This is a genomic window from Psychromonas aquimarina ATCC BAA-1526, from assembly GCF_000428725.1.
Lineage (GTDB): Bacteria > Pseudomonadota > Gammaproteobacteria > Enterobacterales > Psychromonadaceae > Psychromonas > Psychromonas aquimarina.
In genome coordinates this window covers 69835-87074 of sequence record NZ_AUAM01000010.1, presented here as the reverse complement: position 1 = coordinate 87074, position 17240 = coordinate 69835, and the positions used below count along the sequence as shown (strand labels likewise).

Genomic DNA, 17240 nt, shown 5'->3' with positions numbered 1-17240 from the left:
ATAATAGAATGACTATAGATAAATCAGAAACAGAAATACCTGGTTCAGTCGCCGACAGAATGATCAACTTAAGGCTGTTACATTTACGTGAATGTGCTGAAATTTGGTCTGAAAGTGAGAGCATTGAAAATTTCATTATTACATGTAATGAGAAAAAAATAGATTTTCGCTGGCAGGATCCATTAGATGAAACAGTGTTTGATATAAAGTTTAAAGATAAAGCCTGGGTTAAATTTCTAAAAGCTTATGGACCTAAAAAAGCAGGAGAGCCGGTAAAAGAGGGCAACCCGTATTTATTCTGGTACGAAGGCATCCCGCCGTTTTATAACCCTTCAAACAGCTCAATGATACTGCAGCCCTATATTAATAACCGTATTATTATTAAGGTACCAAAAAAACAAAATGTGAAATATTTTGAAAACGGTCAAATTGTAGAAAGTGAAGAGTGTTTAACTGGATTTCAGCAGGCGATTGCTCTTACTAATATTGTTGCAGATGATCCGGCTTTATTTTCTGCCAAGCAGCAGTCCAATCAGAACCTGACATATAAATCAGGCGCAGAGACTATGTATACTCTGGATCTGAGTGAAAAAGAATACAACATTAATACCGGGCTGTTTGTTGCTGATTCTGGACGCTATAGCGTTTATTTTTCTCCAGCTTATAAAGAATATCGTAAATTATTCGATCTTCCGCCTATTGTGCCGCATGACCCTACTCAGTTAATTCCTGAGATTCTTGCGCCGGAGCAGCCGGAGAAGTCATTTAATTTAGACAATAATAGTTCCGGTCTGTATTTCTCACTTAGTGCAGGTCTTCGCAATTTATTAACGACAATGTGGACGAATGATTCCATTTGGGATTTAGCCATCACTACCAAAGAGCGCCTGGAACAGCATAAACCGGGTCAAACGGTTAAACTAATCAATGACCTGCTTGATACTACTTATCCACTGCATTTTGACTTAGTGATTATGGAAGATGAACATGCTCATTATGTTCTTGATAAAGATACAGGTAAAGGGTCCTGGATATGGATATACAGCGAAGACTTTGTCAGTAAATTTAAAGAGGGCAGTGATATTAAGGCAGGAGTGGCGTACCCGACTTCAAAACTTCCTTTACAAATGATTGAGTATACAATACCTACCCCGCCTCAAAATGAAAGCATGGCGCCAATAGCATTAATGAATTACGATGTTGATGACTATGGAATGCCTTTTACTTGTTAATCCTGCAGTTTGATTCTGTTCCTGCGGTCCTGATATAGGGCTGCAGGAATGCATTTAAAACGATATTTCTTTTTACCAGTAAATAGATAAAATCCGCAACTATCAAAAAGGTGACAGCAGTTGATTATTTTTGAACAGCAGTATGAATGGCATCCCAAGTTTTTAATTAGTTCTCTCCATAATAATTACGTTCGTGTTTTAGCAGACTTCAATCATAATATTTTGAATATTGTATCTCTTTCAACTTTAAATGAAGTACTTATTCATTCTAAAACCTTAGATGAATTAAGTAGAAAATTTCCGACAAATGTTATTTTACAGCTGTACCAGCAGCTGCAGACATTGCTGAATGCAGGATATATTCGTCTGCAGGATAACTGTGCTGAAGATGTCATTTACCATATACCAGACTTTTCACAAAAAGCACTGCAGATAACAGATCAATATCAAACAAATGAAATAACGGTGCTGTCACAATGTGATTTTCTAGAGCCTCTTCTTAGCGTATTTAAGCAGCTTGATACAGAGAATAAATGCAGTGTAGTAATAGTTGATGATTATCTGGATCCTCGCTTAGAAATAATTAATAAAAAGTATCATGACAGTAAAGAGGACTGGCTGTTAATTAAAATTACCGGCGATCAAACGTTTGTAGGCCCGTTGTTTAGTGCTGTAAATCATACCGCCTGCTGGCAGTGTTTAAACCATCGTATGCGTATTAATAATGCGCTTCGATGGATAGATTATAATAATGGTTCAGATTCTTTAATTGACGGTACGCCTATAGAAACTAGTGATATGGTAATAAAAGCTGTACCAATAAAGTATGATGCCAAACTTATTGATAAACATATCTCTCTATTAACACCAAAATTACAACAGCTGCTGTCAAATAAATTAAAAAACTGTTTTTTTGAAATAAATACTGAGCGTGCTCACCAAGAGAGTCATCCGGTGATTAAGCGTCCACAATGCCCATGCTGCGGTGATGAAAAATTATATAAGCATCAAACTCAAGAGCCGGTCAAGCTGCAGAAAGCTAAGAAGATATTTAGTATAGATGGCGGAGTTCGCTGTGTGGCGCCAGAGGAAACATGTGCTCTTCTTAAAGCTGTGATAAGTCCGATCAGCGGGTTATTGAGTCACTTCAATACGGTATCTAAAACAGGAAAAAATCTTAATCAGATTTATCGAAGTGGATTTTTTCAAGTACCCCGCTTAATACATACACTGACTCATAAATTATCGAATGCTACTTTTTTATATACCAGTATGGGTAAAGGTATTGTTGCTCAACAGTCGCAAGCCAGTGCATTAAGTGAAGGTATTGAACGTCTTGCATCGCAGTATCAAGGGGATGAAGTTGTCCTGTTTTCAATCCCCCCGGAGAATAGTTCCGATTATATACTGCCGCAGCAGTTGAGCCCTTTTACTGATAGGCAGTACAATAATTTTGCAGCAGAGAAAAATGCAGAGTATCAGTTATATGCAGCAGAAAAATACGATTCAGATGTTCCTTTGCACTGGACCCCCGTATGGTCATTAACGGAGAATAAACAACGTTTTGTTCCTTTGAGTTATTGTTACGCACATACGCCCTTTGAAGATCAAAAATTCAGCCGTTTTTATCATAATGGCGGTGCTGCTGGAAATACGTTAGAAGAGGCCGTGCTACAAGGCTTTTTAGAGATTGTAGAAAGAGATGCTATTGCAGTTTGGTGGTATAACAAGTTACAAAGACCTAGTGTTGATTATTCTAATATGAGCGATGAACTGCTCAGTCAGTTAAAGCACACATTAGGTGATGACTGGCAATACTGGGCAATTGATTTAACCACTGATTTTAATATCCCGGTTATTGCCGCCATAAGTCAGCATAAATCGGAAGATAAAATTTGTTTCGGCTTCGGCTGTCATTTAAACCCGCTTATCGCTTGCCAGCGAGCATTTACGGAGCTCTGCCAAATTACTGAAATAAGAAACAGTAATACGGCGCCGTTTGATTTTGATCTGATTAAGCAGGACAACTACCTGGCAGCAAGCAGCAGACCGCCAATAAAACTTGACGAGTATGATGTGGAAAATCATGACGACATATTGGATGATATTAATTTATGTCTTAAAAAGGCATCTCATTTAGGCCTTGAAACCTTAGTCCTGGACTATAGCCGTCCAGATATGGTTTTAAAAACAGCTAAAGTCATCATTCCCGGAACCTGCCATATATTCCCCTATTTGGCCGCTGAGCGATTATATCAGGTTCCCGTAAAAATGGGATGGCTGGATAAAGCGAACAGTGAGTCTGATTTAAATCAGCAGGCGCTGCTGATTTAGTGAACTGTCCTTTAACATCGTAATATTTGCAATGTTAAAGGAACTATAAGTGCGGCAAAGGGACTTGCTTCAGTCCCTTTATTTTTATTCAAAAACATCTCTTAAGTTTTCGATTTGAGTCATTTCAGGATCAAACGGGTAGAGCCTGATTTTCCCTTCATGTTTATCATCTAATGCCTGCAGGCATTTCAGCACAAAGAATTTTTCTGCATTTATCTCTTCTACCGATAAAATCTCAACGCGCATATTGTTGTTCATAAAGGTAGGGCCGCGAACAGCGCGGGCAATGCTGGTCGCTTTTTTTCTCGCTTCCTGAAATACCGACACAGCTTTGGCAAGCGGAATCTGGAAGCATCCGTTGGGGTCTGTATCTGCTTCAACAAACATATGATAAGGAAACATGCCTAACTGTACCTGCTTGTTCCATAAATCAATCCAGTCCTGCGCGTTATCATTGATATCTTTTACTATGGGAGCCTGGCAGCGGATAACTGCACCGGTTTCCTGGATTCGCCGGACTGCTTCCTTGACTACATCGGTCTGTAGTTCGTTAACATGAGTAATATGCGCCATAATAGCGACATGTTTACCTTGCGCTTTCAGGTATCTAAAATAATCAAGCAGCTCATCTGCGTCTTTATCCGTAGTAAAACGGTAGGGCCAGTATGTCAGCGATTTAGTGATAAAACGGATCACCTTCAGACTTTCGACATCAAGCAGCGGATCGGTAAATTTTTTCACTTGTGAGGTAGTCATGATCAGAGGATCTGCACCGGTCATAAAGATATCTTTAATCTGCGGATTACTGCGTAGAAAATCGACAGGAGTTGCCGGATCTGAGTAACTGGTTTCAGGAAGAAATTTGCCGCTGGTATGATGGATCCATCGGAAGCAGTAATTACAGACCGCGTGGCATGTTTTTACTGCAGGTGCAGGGAAAAGATAGAGGTTGGTTGGGAATGTATGATAAAGGCCCGGAATAATATCCCCGTCATTTTTTGGAATTCTATCTTCAACAATATCAACCACCGGCCAGATTTTCCGCTGAATCATATTGGCGACCATATCCATCTCTAATGCACTGGCCCCATCCTTAATCATTCCTGATAATGTTTTAAAATCAAATGCACTTAACATATCTCTGCGCGGAAATATAAGCTGGTAGATAGGATCGTCGGGCAGGTTTTCCCAGTTAATTAAATGCTCAGCGACATAGTTGTTTATTTTAAACGGTAATACCTTAGTTAATACATCAAACTCGTCGCGCAGCGTTTCTGACATATTTAGATAATAGGGTGTTTTTTTGAAAGAGATTTGAGAGTAGGCTTGGTATTTCAAATTTCACCTGCTTAATAGATTAAAAAAATAAAGGAGTTGTCAAAAGTTAACATAGCGATATCTGCCATTCAAGCTGATGAGGTTGAAATATGCAGATAGCGTCAGATTTTACCTTTTAATTGTTTTTATGTGTAAATTCAAAGACAAGGCAAATGACTGCTGATATAACTCTCATTGTTTAAAACTTTACTGCGGCGGCGGTTGTTTTTGTGCTGCGAACAGTAAATAGTAGGGCAAACACGGTTAATAAATAAAAAATCAAAATATATAGATAGGTATTAATGTGAAAGAAATATTAAGCTGGCATCCAAAATTTAATGTGTATTGTTTAGATAACCTGGATATTTTATTAATTAGTGAATCGGATAGTTTTTCTCTGCCTCATGTAAACTTTGCACTGTTCAGTATGTTTGACGGTGTTAAAAGCGTTGATGAAATTCTTGCAGAAGCACAATTAGCCATGCATAAAACTGCTGATTTTCTTTATCAGGTAGATAACTTCAAAAAACAGCAGCTACTTGTAGATAAAAATTATGCTGAGTCAGCCGCCTACATCAATTATTATACAAACAGCAGTACTCTTATTGCTCAGGAGGAAAATTACTCGCTGCTCAACCTTTGCGGCTTAAGCGTTGAAAGTATAGATCAGTGGCTGTCTGTGACTGCTCAGCTGCATCTGTCTGAATCATTAAGCTCATCAGTCTGTTTTATGTTGACAGACAGCTTTCTGAATCCGGAAATTATTAACCAGTTACCTGCAGATGGAGATCTGTGTTTAATCAAAGTCTGCGGGGAGAAGATCTGGGTAGGGCCGCTGTTATCGGCAGCTGATGCGCCTGAATATGTAACCGCGCTGCAGTCACGCCTGCAGCATAATAATCCGACGCTGGCTTTAGCCGAGTCGTTGTTTCCTGAGCAGAGCTTATGTATTCCTTATTGCGAACAGGACAGGCTGTCTGTCCCGCAGCTGCAGTGCATCGTTCATGAATTAAATAAGCAGTTGAGCGAACAGCTGGAGCGGGTGGTTATTATTCCGCTTTCGACACAGCAGGTGCAGTATCACCCGGTGTGTTTAGCTGATAATCATCAGCAGGCTTTTTCTAAGCAGGTTAACTCTGCCGTTAAGCTGCAGAACTGCCCGGTTAATTTTAATATTGACGGAGGCTCTCGCGCAGTTGATCCGCAGCAGACGGTACAAAGTATTAAACCTTTTATCAGCCCGATCACCGGCCTTATTACCCATATTCAGGTTTTAAAAGAGTGTAAAAATGATCCGGTAAAAATATATTCCACAGCCTTTTTTAAAACACCTGCGCTTAAGGATTCATGGAAATTAGATCACAGCAGTTTTGTACACAGCTGCATGGGCAAAGGCGTTTCTCATATTCAGTCACAGGCAAGTGCTTTGTGTGAAGCAATTGAGCGTTATTCTTCACATTATCAAGGGGATGAGCCGCTGCATCTATCGGTAAAATCTAAACTGGATAAACGTTATTATGATTTTCAGCAGCTGGTTCCCTATAGTCAGAAGCAGTATCAGAATTTTACCGATCCGAGCCATAGCGACTCATTGTTAAAGCAGGCTGCTATGCCTTATCAGGATCAGGCGGTGCACTGGCTGCCGGCCTGGTCTCTTAGTGAGCAGCAGCAGGTTTATCTGCCGCTGACCCATTGCCTGGCGAATATTCCCTTTGAAGATGATCAGTTTGCGCGCTGGCATTCTAACGGCTGTGCTGCCGGAAACACTTTAGAGGAAGCGGTTCTTCAGGCTTTGTTTGAACTTATTGAACGCGATGCGGCTGCTATCTGGTGGTATAACCGCACTCCGAGGCCTGAGTTTAATATGGATCTCATTGATCCTGAGCATTTTAGTTTATTAGATGCGACATTATCAAAGGAGCATGATTTCTGGGTGCTGGATTTAACCCATGATATTGAAGTCCCGGTGATGGTTGCTGTTGGACGTAATAAACAGACTCAAGGGTTAAGTTTTGGTTTCGGCTGCCATTTACAAAGTGAGCTGGCGGCCCAGCGGGCACTGACGGAGTTATGCCAGCTTATTCCTATTCGAGATCAGAACGGTGCGCCTTTTGATTTTAATGCAGTAGTTGAACAGCCGTTTCTATTTCCGGGCGATTTCCCGGCGGCTCAGAGCACCGACTTTACTACTAGTGGTGATATAAAAACGGATATAGAAAATATTGTTAAGAAATTAAAAGAGTTGAATTTAGAAACCTTAGTGTTTAACTATTCCCGTGACCCCTTACCGATTAAAGCGGCGAAAGTGTTTGTGCCCGGGCTTTGTCATATCTGGCCGCAGCTGGCAAACTCACGCTTATATCAGGCGCCGGTTGATTTAGGCTGGTTAGAGAGTGCTAATACTGAAGAAACGATTAATCAGCATGCTTTATATATCTAACGGGTAATTATACCCATGTTACCTCAAGATGCTTTGTCAGGCGTTAGCTCGATTACCAGAACAAGGAGCAGCATGAGGTAATGGTGCTCCCTTGTCGATTGCTGCAACGCAGGGCTGGTTTTCGAGCTAGCGCCCCGCAGGGCAAGGCAAGCTGCACCAATTTGCGTTGTTATAAAATTTCTATGTAGAATAACTATACTTCAATTTTATGCCTAGCACCTTGGCACAGTTTGCCTTGCTGACTTTGCATATTGAAGTATCAAGGGTATATATTATGTGCGGTATTATTTTTTATCATTCTGAGTTGAATCGATGTGACAGTGAAAGATTCAGCAAAGCGTTAATGTCGCTTAAGCATCGCGGACCGGATAATGATGATTTATGGTTTTCAGAAACTAGAAATCTGGCGATCGGCCATACCCGCTTAGAAATAAACGGGGACAGTCATGCCTCACAGCCGATGCACAGTCGTGATAACAGTTTAGTGATTGCTGTTAATGGTGAAATATATAATAGCCGCGCAGACATTGAAAAGCAGGGCTTCACTTTCAGTACAGAAAGCGACAGCGAATTTTTACTGCATCAGTTTATGCACAAAGGCCCCGCCGGGCTGGCAGAGCTTGATGGTGAGTTTGCTTTTGTAGTGCATGATAAAAAGGCGGACTGCTCTTATCTGGGACGAGACCGTTTCGGTATTAAACCGTTTTTTTATAGCTTTTCTAACGGGCAGCTGCTGGCCGCTTCTGAAATTAAGGCTCTTTTAGAATACGGCGTAGAAGCTAAATGGAATAAAAACTATCTGTCGGGGACTGAGTATTTTATTCATGATGCGCTCGAGACTTTTGTTGAGGGGGTATACGCAGTCCCCCCTGGTCATATTATCAAGGTTTCAAACCGCGGTGTTGAATGCTTACCTTACATTACTAAATCACCGCTTAACCCGTCACTATTTGAAGCACAGCCGATTTCATTTGCCTCTGCATGTAGTGAATTTGAGGGCTTATTATTTAATGCGATTGATAAACGTTTACTAAAGAACCACAGTAACCATACTTATTTAAGCAGCGGTATTGATTCTTCTGCGATTACGGCAATGGGGGCGCGTTTAACGGATTCTATCCATTCCTACAGCATAGGTTTTGAAAACCAGGCTTTTGATGAAAGTAAACAGGCCGCGCAGTTCGCCCGGGAAATCGGTGTGACTCATGAAACAGTTACAGTAACCGACCAGATACTTGCTGATAACTTCTGTAATGCGGTCGTGCACAGTGAAATGCCTATACCCAATATTAATGTTGCGGCTAAATTCCATCTCAGTAAAGTATTATCACAAGCCGGGCATAAAACAGTATTAACCGGAGAGGGAGCCGATGAGTCTCTTCTGGGTTATGGGTTTTTCCGTCGGGATCTGACTCAGTCCTATGTTGATGTTGAGAAATTTCCATCCAGCTGGCAGCCGCATCTATTACAAGTGCAGAATAAACTTGGTCTTATGCCCGCTCAGGCCGTACATGCAACTCCAAATGGTCTGTTATTAACAAGCCTGCGTAATAATGAACATCTGATTACATCATCATTTACTTCTTTTAGTAAATTTGAACGTACTGTTACCGAGCATCCCATTGAGCTTTCACAAAAACTCCATTATCAGTCAGTTTTTCAAACCTATAATTTAGGCGCGCTGGCAGACAGAACCGAAATGGCCCACGGCATAGAGGGGCGTCCGCCGTTTTTGGATAATAAGCTGGTGGAGTTTGTACACAGCTTACCGCTAAGTTATAAGTTTGACGGGCAGGTGGATAAGCGCCTTTTACGGCAGGTGGCCGGAAAATTTATGCCTCAAAGTTATACGCAGATAGAAAAAAAAGCTTTTATTAGTGCGCCTGCTAGCCTAAGGGCTCAAGGACCATTAGCCTCATTATTTCAGACTCAGTTTTTAGATTTGAATTACCTTCCTGATTTTTACAATAAAGACAAAGTGCGAAGCTTATATCTGCAGGCTTTAACGATAAGCCCCGATAAGCAGGCCTCTTTAGATCCTGTTTTTATGCACCTAAGCAGCCTGATGGTGCTGCAGGAACGATTTGGATTGACTATGTAATCCTGTAACCATTTACAATATAACTGTTTTTATTTTATTACACGCGATTACAGCAGATTGTTTCAGCGGCTCAGCTGAAATTAACAGCCCTGAAATTTGTTTGTAATAGATTTGTCATTGTAACGTCAATATATTTTTATATATATTAATGCAACTGCTTGATTCTCGATTTACCTCGCTGCCGTCAGGGATACAGAATACTTACAAATGAGTATCCCTGTGCTCATGTTACCTACAAAGATGAATAGCTGTTATTCATTCACAACCCGCGTGTAATAAGGTGTAATAGTTTTTATCCACTCTTACAGCTAATCTATTTGGTAACAGTTTCCTTACTAATTCGATGTTTTAATTAAGATTTTGAAAAGGTAAGGTGACGACCAAGAACTTTGCTAAAACTGAAAGCAGCAGGCTGTTAATTTTCTGCTTAACTCGCTTTCGATGATGTGCTGGAGTATCAGAAGATGGAAGACCTGAACTTACAAGATGACTTAACTGGACTAGATAACCGCAATCAGTTTTCTATTTCGTTTAAAAATTCAGTTAAGAATAGTCAGATTCAATGCAGAAGTTTCTCTTTATTAGTGCTCGAACTGGATGGTTTTAAGGGTATTAACGAAAAATTTGGACGTCAGTCGGGTGATTTAGTATTAACCAGTTTTGCTAAAATTTTATCTAATTATATTCGTTATAGAGATCAAGTATTTCGTTACGGCGGTGATCAATTCACGATTATATTAAACGATGCAGTAATAGCATCGGTACCTGATATTATCGAACGTATTCAAAAGGCAATATCAGAGAGTGCTTTGCTGCTGGAATTCAATATCTCATGCAATATTGGCAGTGCTAATTTTGAGAAAAACGATAATCTGGATACTTTATTTGAACGGGCAGATCATGATCTGTTTCGTGCTAAAAGCCGTTCTCATTTAAAGTTAGCTGCCTGTAGTGCATAATATTTATACTACAAAGCGTTGATTGGCGAAAAATCAAGCATATATACAGTGTCTGCGTGTAATAGAGTGTAATGGACATTTAATATTATCCCATTAGACTCTACCTAAAGGAATTTGGAGACAGAGCAGTTATGACAAAGATTATAAATACCGATACTGGGGAACAGGTCATTTTATTGATCCAGCATGTTTTTGGACGTCACCCTAGTACTTCACACACAATACTTATTAATCCTGACGCATCGCGTATGCATGCAACGATTTTCTGGGATGGTGAAGAGTGGCTGCTGCAGGACTCCAGCAGTAACGGTACTTATATTAACGGCAAAGCGGTAGTTCGTGGCGCTAAAGAGCGTCTGCATAAAGGGGATAAAATCCATTTTGCCAGTCTGTTTGGTGATACCTGGAAAATGTGTGACGTTTCTCCACCGAAAAGTTTGTTAGTTCCTGTCACTGCCGGGTTAGGTACAATTGAATTAGATCATTTAGCGGTACTGCCGAGTGAAGAGTCACCTGAAATCACCATGTACCAGTCCCCAAACGGCCACTGGGTTTGTGAAAGTCAGTCTGGTATTTCAATATTAAAAACCGGAGATCTGGTCGGCTGTCATGATCAGACATGGCGTTTTATCGAAGCGCGTGCCAGTGAAGAAACCGTCTTTATTGAATCAAGCGAACTGTCGACATCACCGCAGATCGGCATCTACTTTGATGTCAGCCAGAATGAAGAACATGTCTCTTTTAAATTTAAAATGGACGACCATGAATACGATTTAGGACAGCGTAATCATCATTATTTAATGCTGCTTCTGGCTCGTAAACGCATTCATGATATGGAAACTGGAGTAAGTGAAACTGAGCAGGGCTGGATAGATAAAGATGAATTAAGCAAGATGCTTGGACAGAATGAAAGTCATATCAATATTCAGGTTTACCGTTTCAAAAAACAGGTTGTTAGTATTTTACCTAAATCATTCAATCTGCCGCAGGCGATTGAACGACGCAGTCGAGAAATTCGTTTTGCCTATGAGGATATTAAAATCACCGGCGGCTCACAAATGACGGAACTCGTCTAAAAGTTACCCATTCGGTGCGTGAGAGTTTTGTTAGGCACTCGCGCATCGTTTTTTATCTAATCATTAGCGGTGGCGTTTTTTGTATATTAACCACCAGAAAAGTTACCCATTCGGTGCGCGAGAGTTTTTAAGCGCTCGCGCATCGTTTTTTTTATTACAGTCATCTACGGCGGTGTTTTTTGTATATTAACCGCTAAAAAAGTTACCCATCCGGTGCACGAGATTTATTAATTCTCGTGCGCCGTTTTTTTTAGCGAATTTTATCTGCGTTTATATTTACGCTTTCTCGACTTTTTCTTTTCAACTTTGTTTTCAGCCTGTTCTGCCATTATTCTGGCAACTTCAACTTTTTCTACAGCGGCCATTTCAGGTGTTTCTACGCTTAACGGACCAAGTGCGCCTGAACGCAGTTCATTTAATAAAATTGTCGAGACTTTATAGATGTCAAAATGTCCGCCGGCCCGTAAACAGCCGCGGCGTAATGCAATCGCTTCCATTAACTCATGATCGCTTTGCGGCAGAGTTTCCAGCTCATAACGCTCTTTTAAGCGGGCCGGATAGTTATCTAAAAGGTATTCCGCAGCGTAATAGGCGATATCTTCATATTCAATCGCGGTATCTTTTATCGCACCGGTAACAGCAAGGCGGTATCCTGAGTTGGCGTTTTCAATTTTCGGCCATAAAAAACCTGGCGTATCCGAGAGCATAATGCCGCTTGGTAAACGAATTCGCTGCTGCTGTTTGGTGACCGCAGGCTCGTTACCTGTTTTAGCAATAATACGATCTGCTAAAATATTAATAATGGTTGATTTACCTACATTAGGTATACCCATGATCATTGCACGAATTTGTTTATCCTGACTTAAGCGGTTGGGCAGCATCTGTTCACACAGCTTAGTGATTTGGTGAACCTGCTCTGGTTTGCTGGTGGTAATAGCAAGCGCTTTAATACCTTGTTCCTGCTCTAAATAAGTAATCCACTGTGCCGTTATTTCCGGATCGGCTAAATCTGATTTATTCAGGACTTTGATGCACGGGGTTTTTTCACGGATATGTGATATTAATGGGTTTTCACTGCTGTAAGGGATTCGAGCATCTACAACCTCAATAATGATATCAACTTGTGGTAATACCTCTTTGATCTGTTTGTGTGCCTTGTGCATGTGCCCGGGAAACCATTGAATCGCCATATTTGAAATTACTCATTTATTAAAGAATCCGGCATTTTAACAGGGATTGTTATGCTTGTGACACTATTTTAATGTTTGCAGCTTCACTGTGTACTCTGTTCAAGTTAAAATAGCTCTTTCTATTATGTTAAAAGATGAACAAAATGGCCTATATACCAAGTAATTATAAAAGTTTAGAAAATGATTATCGTGATAAAGCGTTAAAGTTGTTTCCGTGGGTATGCGGTAAATGCGCGCGTGAATTTGTTTACTCTAATTTAAAAGAGTTAACGGTTCACCATATAGACCATGATCACAGTAATAATCCTGCTGACGGCAGCAACTGGGAACTGTTATGTATCTATTGTCATGACCATGAGCATGATAAATATACCCAGGCAGATTTATATGGAAGCACTGTTGAAGCGGGTGATGATATGCAGGCAGGTGCCACTTATAACCCTTTTGCTGATTTAAAAAGTAAAATGAAAAAATAGGTATTAGAAAAGCCGCCGGCTGTTATCACTGACTGCGGCTTTTACTCTGTCAGGTGCCTTTGTCTAGAATATTGATCCGGCTCGGGAATGCCTGCCGCTCAGCCAGTCCTGATAAAAAGCCCAGCCATGAGGGTAACGATCACAGGCATATGGGTAAGACTGCCGTTTTACGCCGTATATAAAGGCATTTTTAGGCTGACAATAGAGTTGTAATGCCTGCTCGTAACCTGCTTGATAAGCCGCATAATCAACTGCGCCCCGCGCAAATTCAACACTTAATTTCTGCAGTTCGCTTAAAGACTTTTCATGTAAACCGTTTTCACCGTCATACTGGCCGACTGCCTGCCAGTTATCACTATTTACAGCATGCTGGATCTGCGCTGATGTGCAGGCGAATAACGAAACGGAAAATATTAATAAAAGAATATTTTTAAACATATAGACCGCCGCTCTGCAAACTTAACTTATATGTTAATTATATGATTAGGGGCGCTAAATATCTTCTCTTTCAATGGAGATAACCACGCGACGGTTCTGCATACGTCCTAAAATGTCGCGATTGTCTGCTATATGATGTTTTTCACCAAAACCCGTGACCTTAATTTTCTCATCGTTTAGGCCTAGTTGTGCCAGGTACTCTTTTACAGAAGTTGCGCGCTGTTCAGATAATTCCTGGTTATGGTAACGGGCACCGTAACTGTCTGAATAACCGGACACAAGAATAACGCTGATATTTTCATCATGCTTGATATAGTCGCCGATCATTTTCAAACGTTTTTTAGAAAACGGCGTCAGTTTGATGCCGTTTTTATTGTATTTAAGTATGCTGTAGGCAATATCATCAAAGTTATAGGGCAGGAGCTGGTCTATACAGTTGTTAAAATCGTCGTAACTTTTTATAAAGTTGATTGAGGATAGACCGACGCTGGTGATCTGCTCTTTGTTGTACCAGTCTTTGAAATAAAAAGTCGGGAACTGTCCTGACTCTAATTCATTGAGCATCTGCCATGCACTTTGACGTGTAACATAACCGTCAAACTGCTGATAAAATTTCACCGTATCAATTTTCTCTGCCGGACTACCCGCCCTCCATTGCGGAGGTACCGATTTTAACGTTGCCATGCGGGTTTTAGGCATTGCTTTTTTGCTGTGCAGTATAAAATCCAGGTTAACCTGTTTACTTGCTTTTGCTTCAAAATGGGCTTGTCCGTAACGGGGGATAGGATGCTCCAGAGTGCATTGAATAGGTGTCGAGCTGGATATGTACCATAGAGAGTTATCTATATCTGCCTGATAGCTTTTATTAATCGCAAAAGCATTATTAATGCAGAACAACAGTGTAATTAATATTATTTTTTTCATAATTCAGCTCGTTAAATTAAGGCGTCCTATCAGATATCGGCAGCTGCTGAATAATCTTTAGTTAAAATTATCTGTTTTCTGAACCTGCTGCGGAGCTCGCATTTACATGCGGCTTGGGTATAATCGCCATTCTTATTTTGACCTTAGAGTAAACTATGGAATATTTACTGGCTGCGCGTTTTCGTGGTTATTACCCTGTTATTATCGATATTGAAACTTCCGGCCTGAATTCTCAAACAGACGCTATGCTGGAAATTGCCGCTATCATGCCGGCGATGGATGAACAGGGGTATTTATATTGTGCTGAGAAGATCCATTTTCACGTGCTGCCTTTTGAAGGCGCAAATTTAGATCCAAAAGCTTTAGCATTTACAGGTATTGATCCTTTTAACCCGTTACGCGGGGCTGTTGATGAGCGTGAAGCATTAACAGAGATTTTTAAATGTGTTCGTAAGCATCAGAAAAACAACGGCTGTAACCGTTCTATTCTGGTTGCGCATAATGCATCGTTTGATCAGGGCTTTATAAATCAGGCTACGCAGCGTTGTAATTTAAAGCGGGTGCCGTTCCATCCCTTTGCAAGTTTTGATACCGCCAGCATGGCCGGCCTGACATTAGGACAGACTGTGCTTGCTAAGGCCTGTGAACAGGCAAAAATACCCTATGATAATAATGAAGCACATTCCGCCTTATATGATACCGAAGTAACCGCAGAGCTGTTTTTTCATATGGTTAACAAATGGAAAGCCCTGGGCGGCTGGCCGGTTTAGAGGTCTTTGGGTTATAAATGTAAAAAGGGATACCTAAGTATCCCTTTTTACATTTATAAGTTAGTTACTCTGCAGCCGCTGTTTCTGCCTTTGCCGCCGCTTGTGCAACGATCGGTTGTAGTTCACCCTGCTGGAACATTTCTAAAATAATGTCACAGCCGCCGATTAATTCACCGTCAACCCATAACTGCGGGAAAGTAGGCCAGTCAGCGTATTTCGGTAATTCAGCTCGGATATCCGGATTTTGTAAGATATCAACATACGCGAAAGGGTGGCCGCACTGCATTAATGCTTGTGACGCCTGTGATGAAAAACCACAGCTAGGCAGTTTTGGTGAGCCTTTCATATATAGTAAAATTGCATTTTCACTGATTTGGCTTTTGATTTTGTCTAAAGTTTCCATTGTATAATCCAGTTAGTATTTTAAATGATTGTACCCAAATTTAATCACTAAAAAAACGTTATAAATATTAGGGCTAATAAAAACAGCATACCACAAATAAATATTGACATAGATCAATTTCTTGTCGAGAATTAAATCACACAAATGCTTTATTAAACAGACAAATGACTATAAATTACTTTATAGTTATGAAGTAATTACATTCTATTGAGGATAAAAATCATGGCTTTTGAATTACCAGCACTACCTTTTGCTATAAATGCATTAGAACCTCATATTTCAGCTGAAACACTTGAGTTTCATCACGGAAAGCACCACGCAACTTATGTTCAAAAATTAAACGGTCTTGTTGAAGGGACTGATCTGGCATCTAAATCTTTAGAAGAGATTATTAAAACGACGCAAGGGCCGTTATTTAATAATGCAGCACAAATCTGGAATCACACCTTTTACTGGAACTGTCTGGCACCTAATGCCGGCGGTGAGCCGACGGGAGCAATTGCTGATGCGATTGCTAAAGATTTTGGCTCTTTTGCAGAGTTTCAAGCTGCCTGGAATGATAAAGCAGTCAATAACTTTGGTTCTTCCTGGACCTGGTTAGTGAAAAAAGCGGACGGCTCTCTAGATATTGTTAATACATCAAATGCGGCAACGCCTTTAACAGACGAAACAGTAACTGTGCTGTTAACCGTTGATTTATGGGAACATGCCTATTACATCGATTATCGTAATGTTCGTCCTAATTACCTGAACGGTTTCTGGGCATTAGTTAACTGGGATTTTGTAAATAAAAATTTTGCTTAATTTAGTTCTATCCAGCTGTTTAAAAAAACCTTAATGGCGGCATTAAGGTTTTTTTATTGAATCATTACAACTTATTACTTTTAATTAACCTTGGAATCAGCGTAGCTAAACGGTAATAGGCCGCTTCTGCTCTTCTGAAAAAGAGCGCCATGATAATTGTACCTGCTATAAAAGACAGGGTTAATAACAGCCACATGGTTGAGAACCCTTTTTCCTGATAATTATGAATTAAACTTAAAATCTTCTCCTGCTCAAGGGTTATTCGAATATAACCGATCTTTTCTTCCTCTTTGTATAGCTCTGCAATATACGGAATAACTCCTTTTGCTTCGTCACTGTCTGAATCAGTAATTTTTAACAATACCTGCAGGGGTAATGAGTCAGTTGACTGATAAAGTATCTGCCCTAAATTATCATAAACAGTTGCATCGCGGACAATAGGGTCGTTACTTAAATCATCAATAAGCAGCTGCAGATCTTTTATTTTATTCTGCGAAAGGTAACGAGTTGCTTCAGCCGCTGCTAAATTGGTTAAAGAATATGAAAATTTTTCGGTCTGCTGATAACGCATCTGATTTGATGTGCTTTGAAGCATGGTAATCTGGTAAAGAATTACAGTGCACACAATAATTAGGCCGTTAATTTGGCATGTACGCAGAATATAATACATTTTCTTGTTCATTTGTTCTTATTCCTTAAGAAGCCGCGGTAAAACTTGCAATGCTAAAATGCAATAGTTATCGTGTGTGCGATTCATTTAATTCAAATACCCAAGT

The 17240-nt window shown here is 40.3% G+C and carries 15 protein-coding genes; 9 read left to right on the top strand and 6 right to left on the bottom strand.

The window, feature by feature from the left end; genetic code table 11:
• The first annotated feature begins 8 nt into the window (after positions 1-8).
• Together G337_RS0103310 and G337_RS0103305 are read left to right on the top strand one after the other, a co-directional pair.
• Positions 9-1232 (top strand): hypothetical protein, encoded by a 1224-nt coding sequence (locus G337_RS0103310; RefSeq protein WP_028862615.1) that lies wholly within the window; start codon positions 9-11, stop codon positions 1230-1232.
• Between the two features lie 120 nt (positions 1233-1352).
• Positions 1353-3566 carry a TOMM precursor leader peptide-binding protein gene (locus G337_RS0103305; RefSeq protein WP_028862614.1) on the top strand — a complete coding sequence of 738 codons (2214 nt, stop codon included), beginning with the start codon at positions 1353-1355 and terminating at the stop codon, positions 3564-3566.
• Between the two features lie 84 nt (positions 3567-3650).
• On the opposite strand, the gene G337_RS25485 is transcribed toward G337_RS0103305, so the two are convergent.
• Positions 3651-4904 (bottom strand): hypothetical protein, encoded by a 1254-nt coding sequence (locus tag G337_RS25485; RefSeq protein ID WP_051302922.1) that lies wholly within the window; start codon positions 4902-4904, stop codon positions 3651-3653.
• A gap of 283 nt (positions 4905-5187) precedes the next feature.
• Here G337_RS25485 and G337_RS27550 point away from each other — a divergent pair, with 283 nt between their 5' ends.
• From G337_RS27550 to G337_RS0103280, 4 genes are all read left to right on the top strand, one after another.
• Positions 5188-7323: a YcaO-like family protein gene (locus G337_RS27550; protein WP_051302921.1), complete on the top strand. Its 2136-nt coding sequence runs from the start codon at positions 5188-5190 to the stop codon at positions 7321-7323.
• Positions 7324-7597: 274 nt separating this feature from the next.
• Positions 7598-9424, top strand: coding sequence for an asparagine synthase (glutamine-hydrolyzing) (gene asnB, locus G337_RS0103290; protein ID WP_028862613.1), 1827 nt, complete (start codon positions 7598-7600; stop codon positions 9422-9424).
• Between the two features lie 464 nt (positions 9425-9888).
• Positions 9889-10383: a GGDEF domain-containing protein gene (locus G337_RS25475; RefSeq protein ID WP_051302920.1), complete on the top strand. Its 495-nt coding sequence runs from the start codon at positions 9889-9891 to the stop codon at positions 10381-10383.
• A 131-nt stretch (positions 10384-10514) separates the two neighbouring features.
• Positions 10515-11459, top strand: coding sequence for an FHA domain-containing protein (locus G337_RS0103280; protein WP_028862612.1), 945 nt, complete (start codon positions 10515-10517; stop codon positions 11457-11459).
• A 260-nt stretch (positions 11460-11719) separates the two neighbouring features.
• On the opposite strand, the gene ylqF is transcribed toward G337_RS0103280, so the two are convergent.
• The gene (gene ylqF / locus G337_RS0103275; protein ID WP_157619197.1) at positions 11720-12649 is read right to left on the bottom strand and encodes a ribosome biogenesis GTPase YlqF; all 930 of its coding nucleotides are present in this window, start codon (positions 12647-12649) and stop codon (positions 11720-11722) included.
• 143 nt (positions 12650-12792) lie between these two features.
• Between ylqF and G337_RS0103270 the strand changes: the two genes are divergently transcribed.
• Positions 12793-13125: a YajD family HNH nuclease gene (locus tag G337_RS0103270; protein WP_028862610.1), complete on the top strand. Its 333-nt coding sequence runs from the start codon at positions 12793-12795 to the stop codon at positions 13123-13125.
• A 63-nt stretch (positions 13126-13188) separates the two neighbouring features.
• On the opposite strand, the gene G337_RS0103265 is transcribed toward G337_RS0103270, so the two are convergent.
• Positions 13189-13563 (bottom strand): DUF2799 domain-containing protein, encoded by a 375-nt coding sequence (locus G337_RS0103265; RefSeq protein ID WP_028862609.1) that lies wholly within the window; start codon positions 13561-13563, stop codon positions 13189-13191.
• Between the two features lie 54 nt (positions 13564-13617).
• Positions 13618-14487, bottom strand: a complete 870-nt coding sequence (locus G337_RS0103260) for a flagellar protein MotY (protein WP_028862608.1) — start codon at positions 14485-14487, stop codon at positions 13618-13620.
• A gap of 155 nt (positions 14488-14642) precedes the next feature.
• On the opposite strand from G337_RS0103260, the gene rnt reads away from it, so the two are divergent.
• Positions 14643-15257: a ribonuclease T gene (gene rnt, locus G337_RS0103255; protein WP_028862607.1), complete on the top strand. Its 615-nt coding sequence runs from the start codon at positions 14643-14645 to the stop codon at positions 15255-15257.
• Between the two features lie 64 nt (positions 15258-15321).
• Here the strand turns inward: rnt and grxD are convergent, their stop codons facing one another.
• Positions 15322-15660: a Grx4 family monothiol glutaredoxin gene (gene grxD, locus G337_RS0103250; RefSeq protein WP_028862606.1), complete on the bottom strand. Its 339-nt coding sequence runs from the start codon at positions 15658-15660 to the stop codon at positions 15322-15324.
• Between the two features lie 222 nt (positions 15661-15882).
• On the opposite strand from grxD, the gene G337_RS0103245 reads away from it, so the two are divergent.
• On the top strand, positions 15883-16464 hold the full coding sequence (locus G337_RS0103245) for a Fe-Mn family superoxide dismutase (protein ID WP_028862605.1): 582 nt from the start codon (positions 15883-15885) through the stop codon (positions 16462-16464).
• A 64-nt stretch (positions 16465-16528) separates the two neighbouring features.
• Here the strand turns inward: G337_RS0103245 and G337_RS0103240 are convergent, their stop codons facing one another.
• The gene (locus G337_RS0103240; RefSeq protein ID WP_028862604.1) at positions 16529-17146 is read right to left on the bottom strand and encodes an AhpA/YtjB family protein; all 618 of its coding nucleotides are present in this window, start codon (positions 17144-17146) and stop codon (positions 16529-16531) included.
• Between the last annotated feature and the right edge of the window lie 94 nt (positions 17147-17240).

Excerpts from the sequence above, each read along its gene's own strand:
- G337_RS0103310 (WP_028862615.1), top strand. The coding sequence starts at position 9 with ATGACTATAGATAAATCAGAAACAGAAATACCTGGTTCAGTCGCCGAC.
- asnB (WP_028862613.1), top strand. The coding sequence starts at position 7,598 with ATGTGCGGTATTATTTTTTATCATTCTGAGTTGAATCGATGTGACAGT.
- G337_RS25475 (WP_051302920.1), top strand. The coding sequence starts at position 9,889 with ATGGAAGACCTGAACTTACAAGATGACTTAACTGGACTAGATAACCGC.
- G337_RS0103280 (WP_028862612.1), top strand. The coding sequence starts at position 10,515 with ATGACAAAGATTATAAATACCGATACTGGGGAACAGGTCATTTTATTG.
- ylqF (WP_157619197.1), bottom strand. The coding sequence starts at position 12,649 with ATGGCGATTCAATGGTTTCCCGGGCACATGCACAAGGCACACAAACAG.
- G337_RS0103270 (WP_028862610.1), top strand. The coding sequence starts at position 12,793 with ATGGCCTATATACCAAGTAATTATAAAAGTTTAGAAAATGATTATCGT.
- G337_RS0103265 (WP_028862609.1), bottom strand. The coding sequence starts at position 13,563 with ATGTTTAAAAATATTCTTTTATTAATATTTTCCGTTTCGTTATTCGCC.
- G337_RS0103260 (WP_028862608.1), bottom strand. The coding sequence starts at position 14,487 with ATGAAAAAAATAATATTAATTACACTGTTGTTCTGCATTAATAATGCT.
- rnt (WP_028862607.1), top strand. The coding sequence starts at position 14,643 with ATGGAATATTTACTGGCTGCGCGTTTTCGTGGTTATTACCCTGTTATT.
- grxD (WP_028862606.1), bottom strand. The coding sequence starts at position 15,660 with ATGGAAACTTTAGACAAAATCAAAAGCCAAATCAGTGAAAATGCAATT.
- G337_RS0103245 (WP_028862605.1), top strand. The coding sequence starts at position 15,883 with ATGGCTTTTGAATTACCAGCACTACCTTTTGCTATAAATGCATTAGAA.
- G337_RS0103240 (WP_028862604.1), bottom strand. The coding sequence starts at position 17,146 with ATGAACAAGAAAATGTATTATATTCTGCGTACATGCCAAATTAACGGC.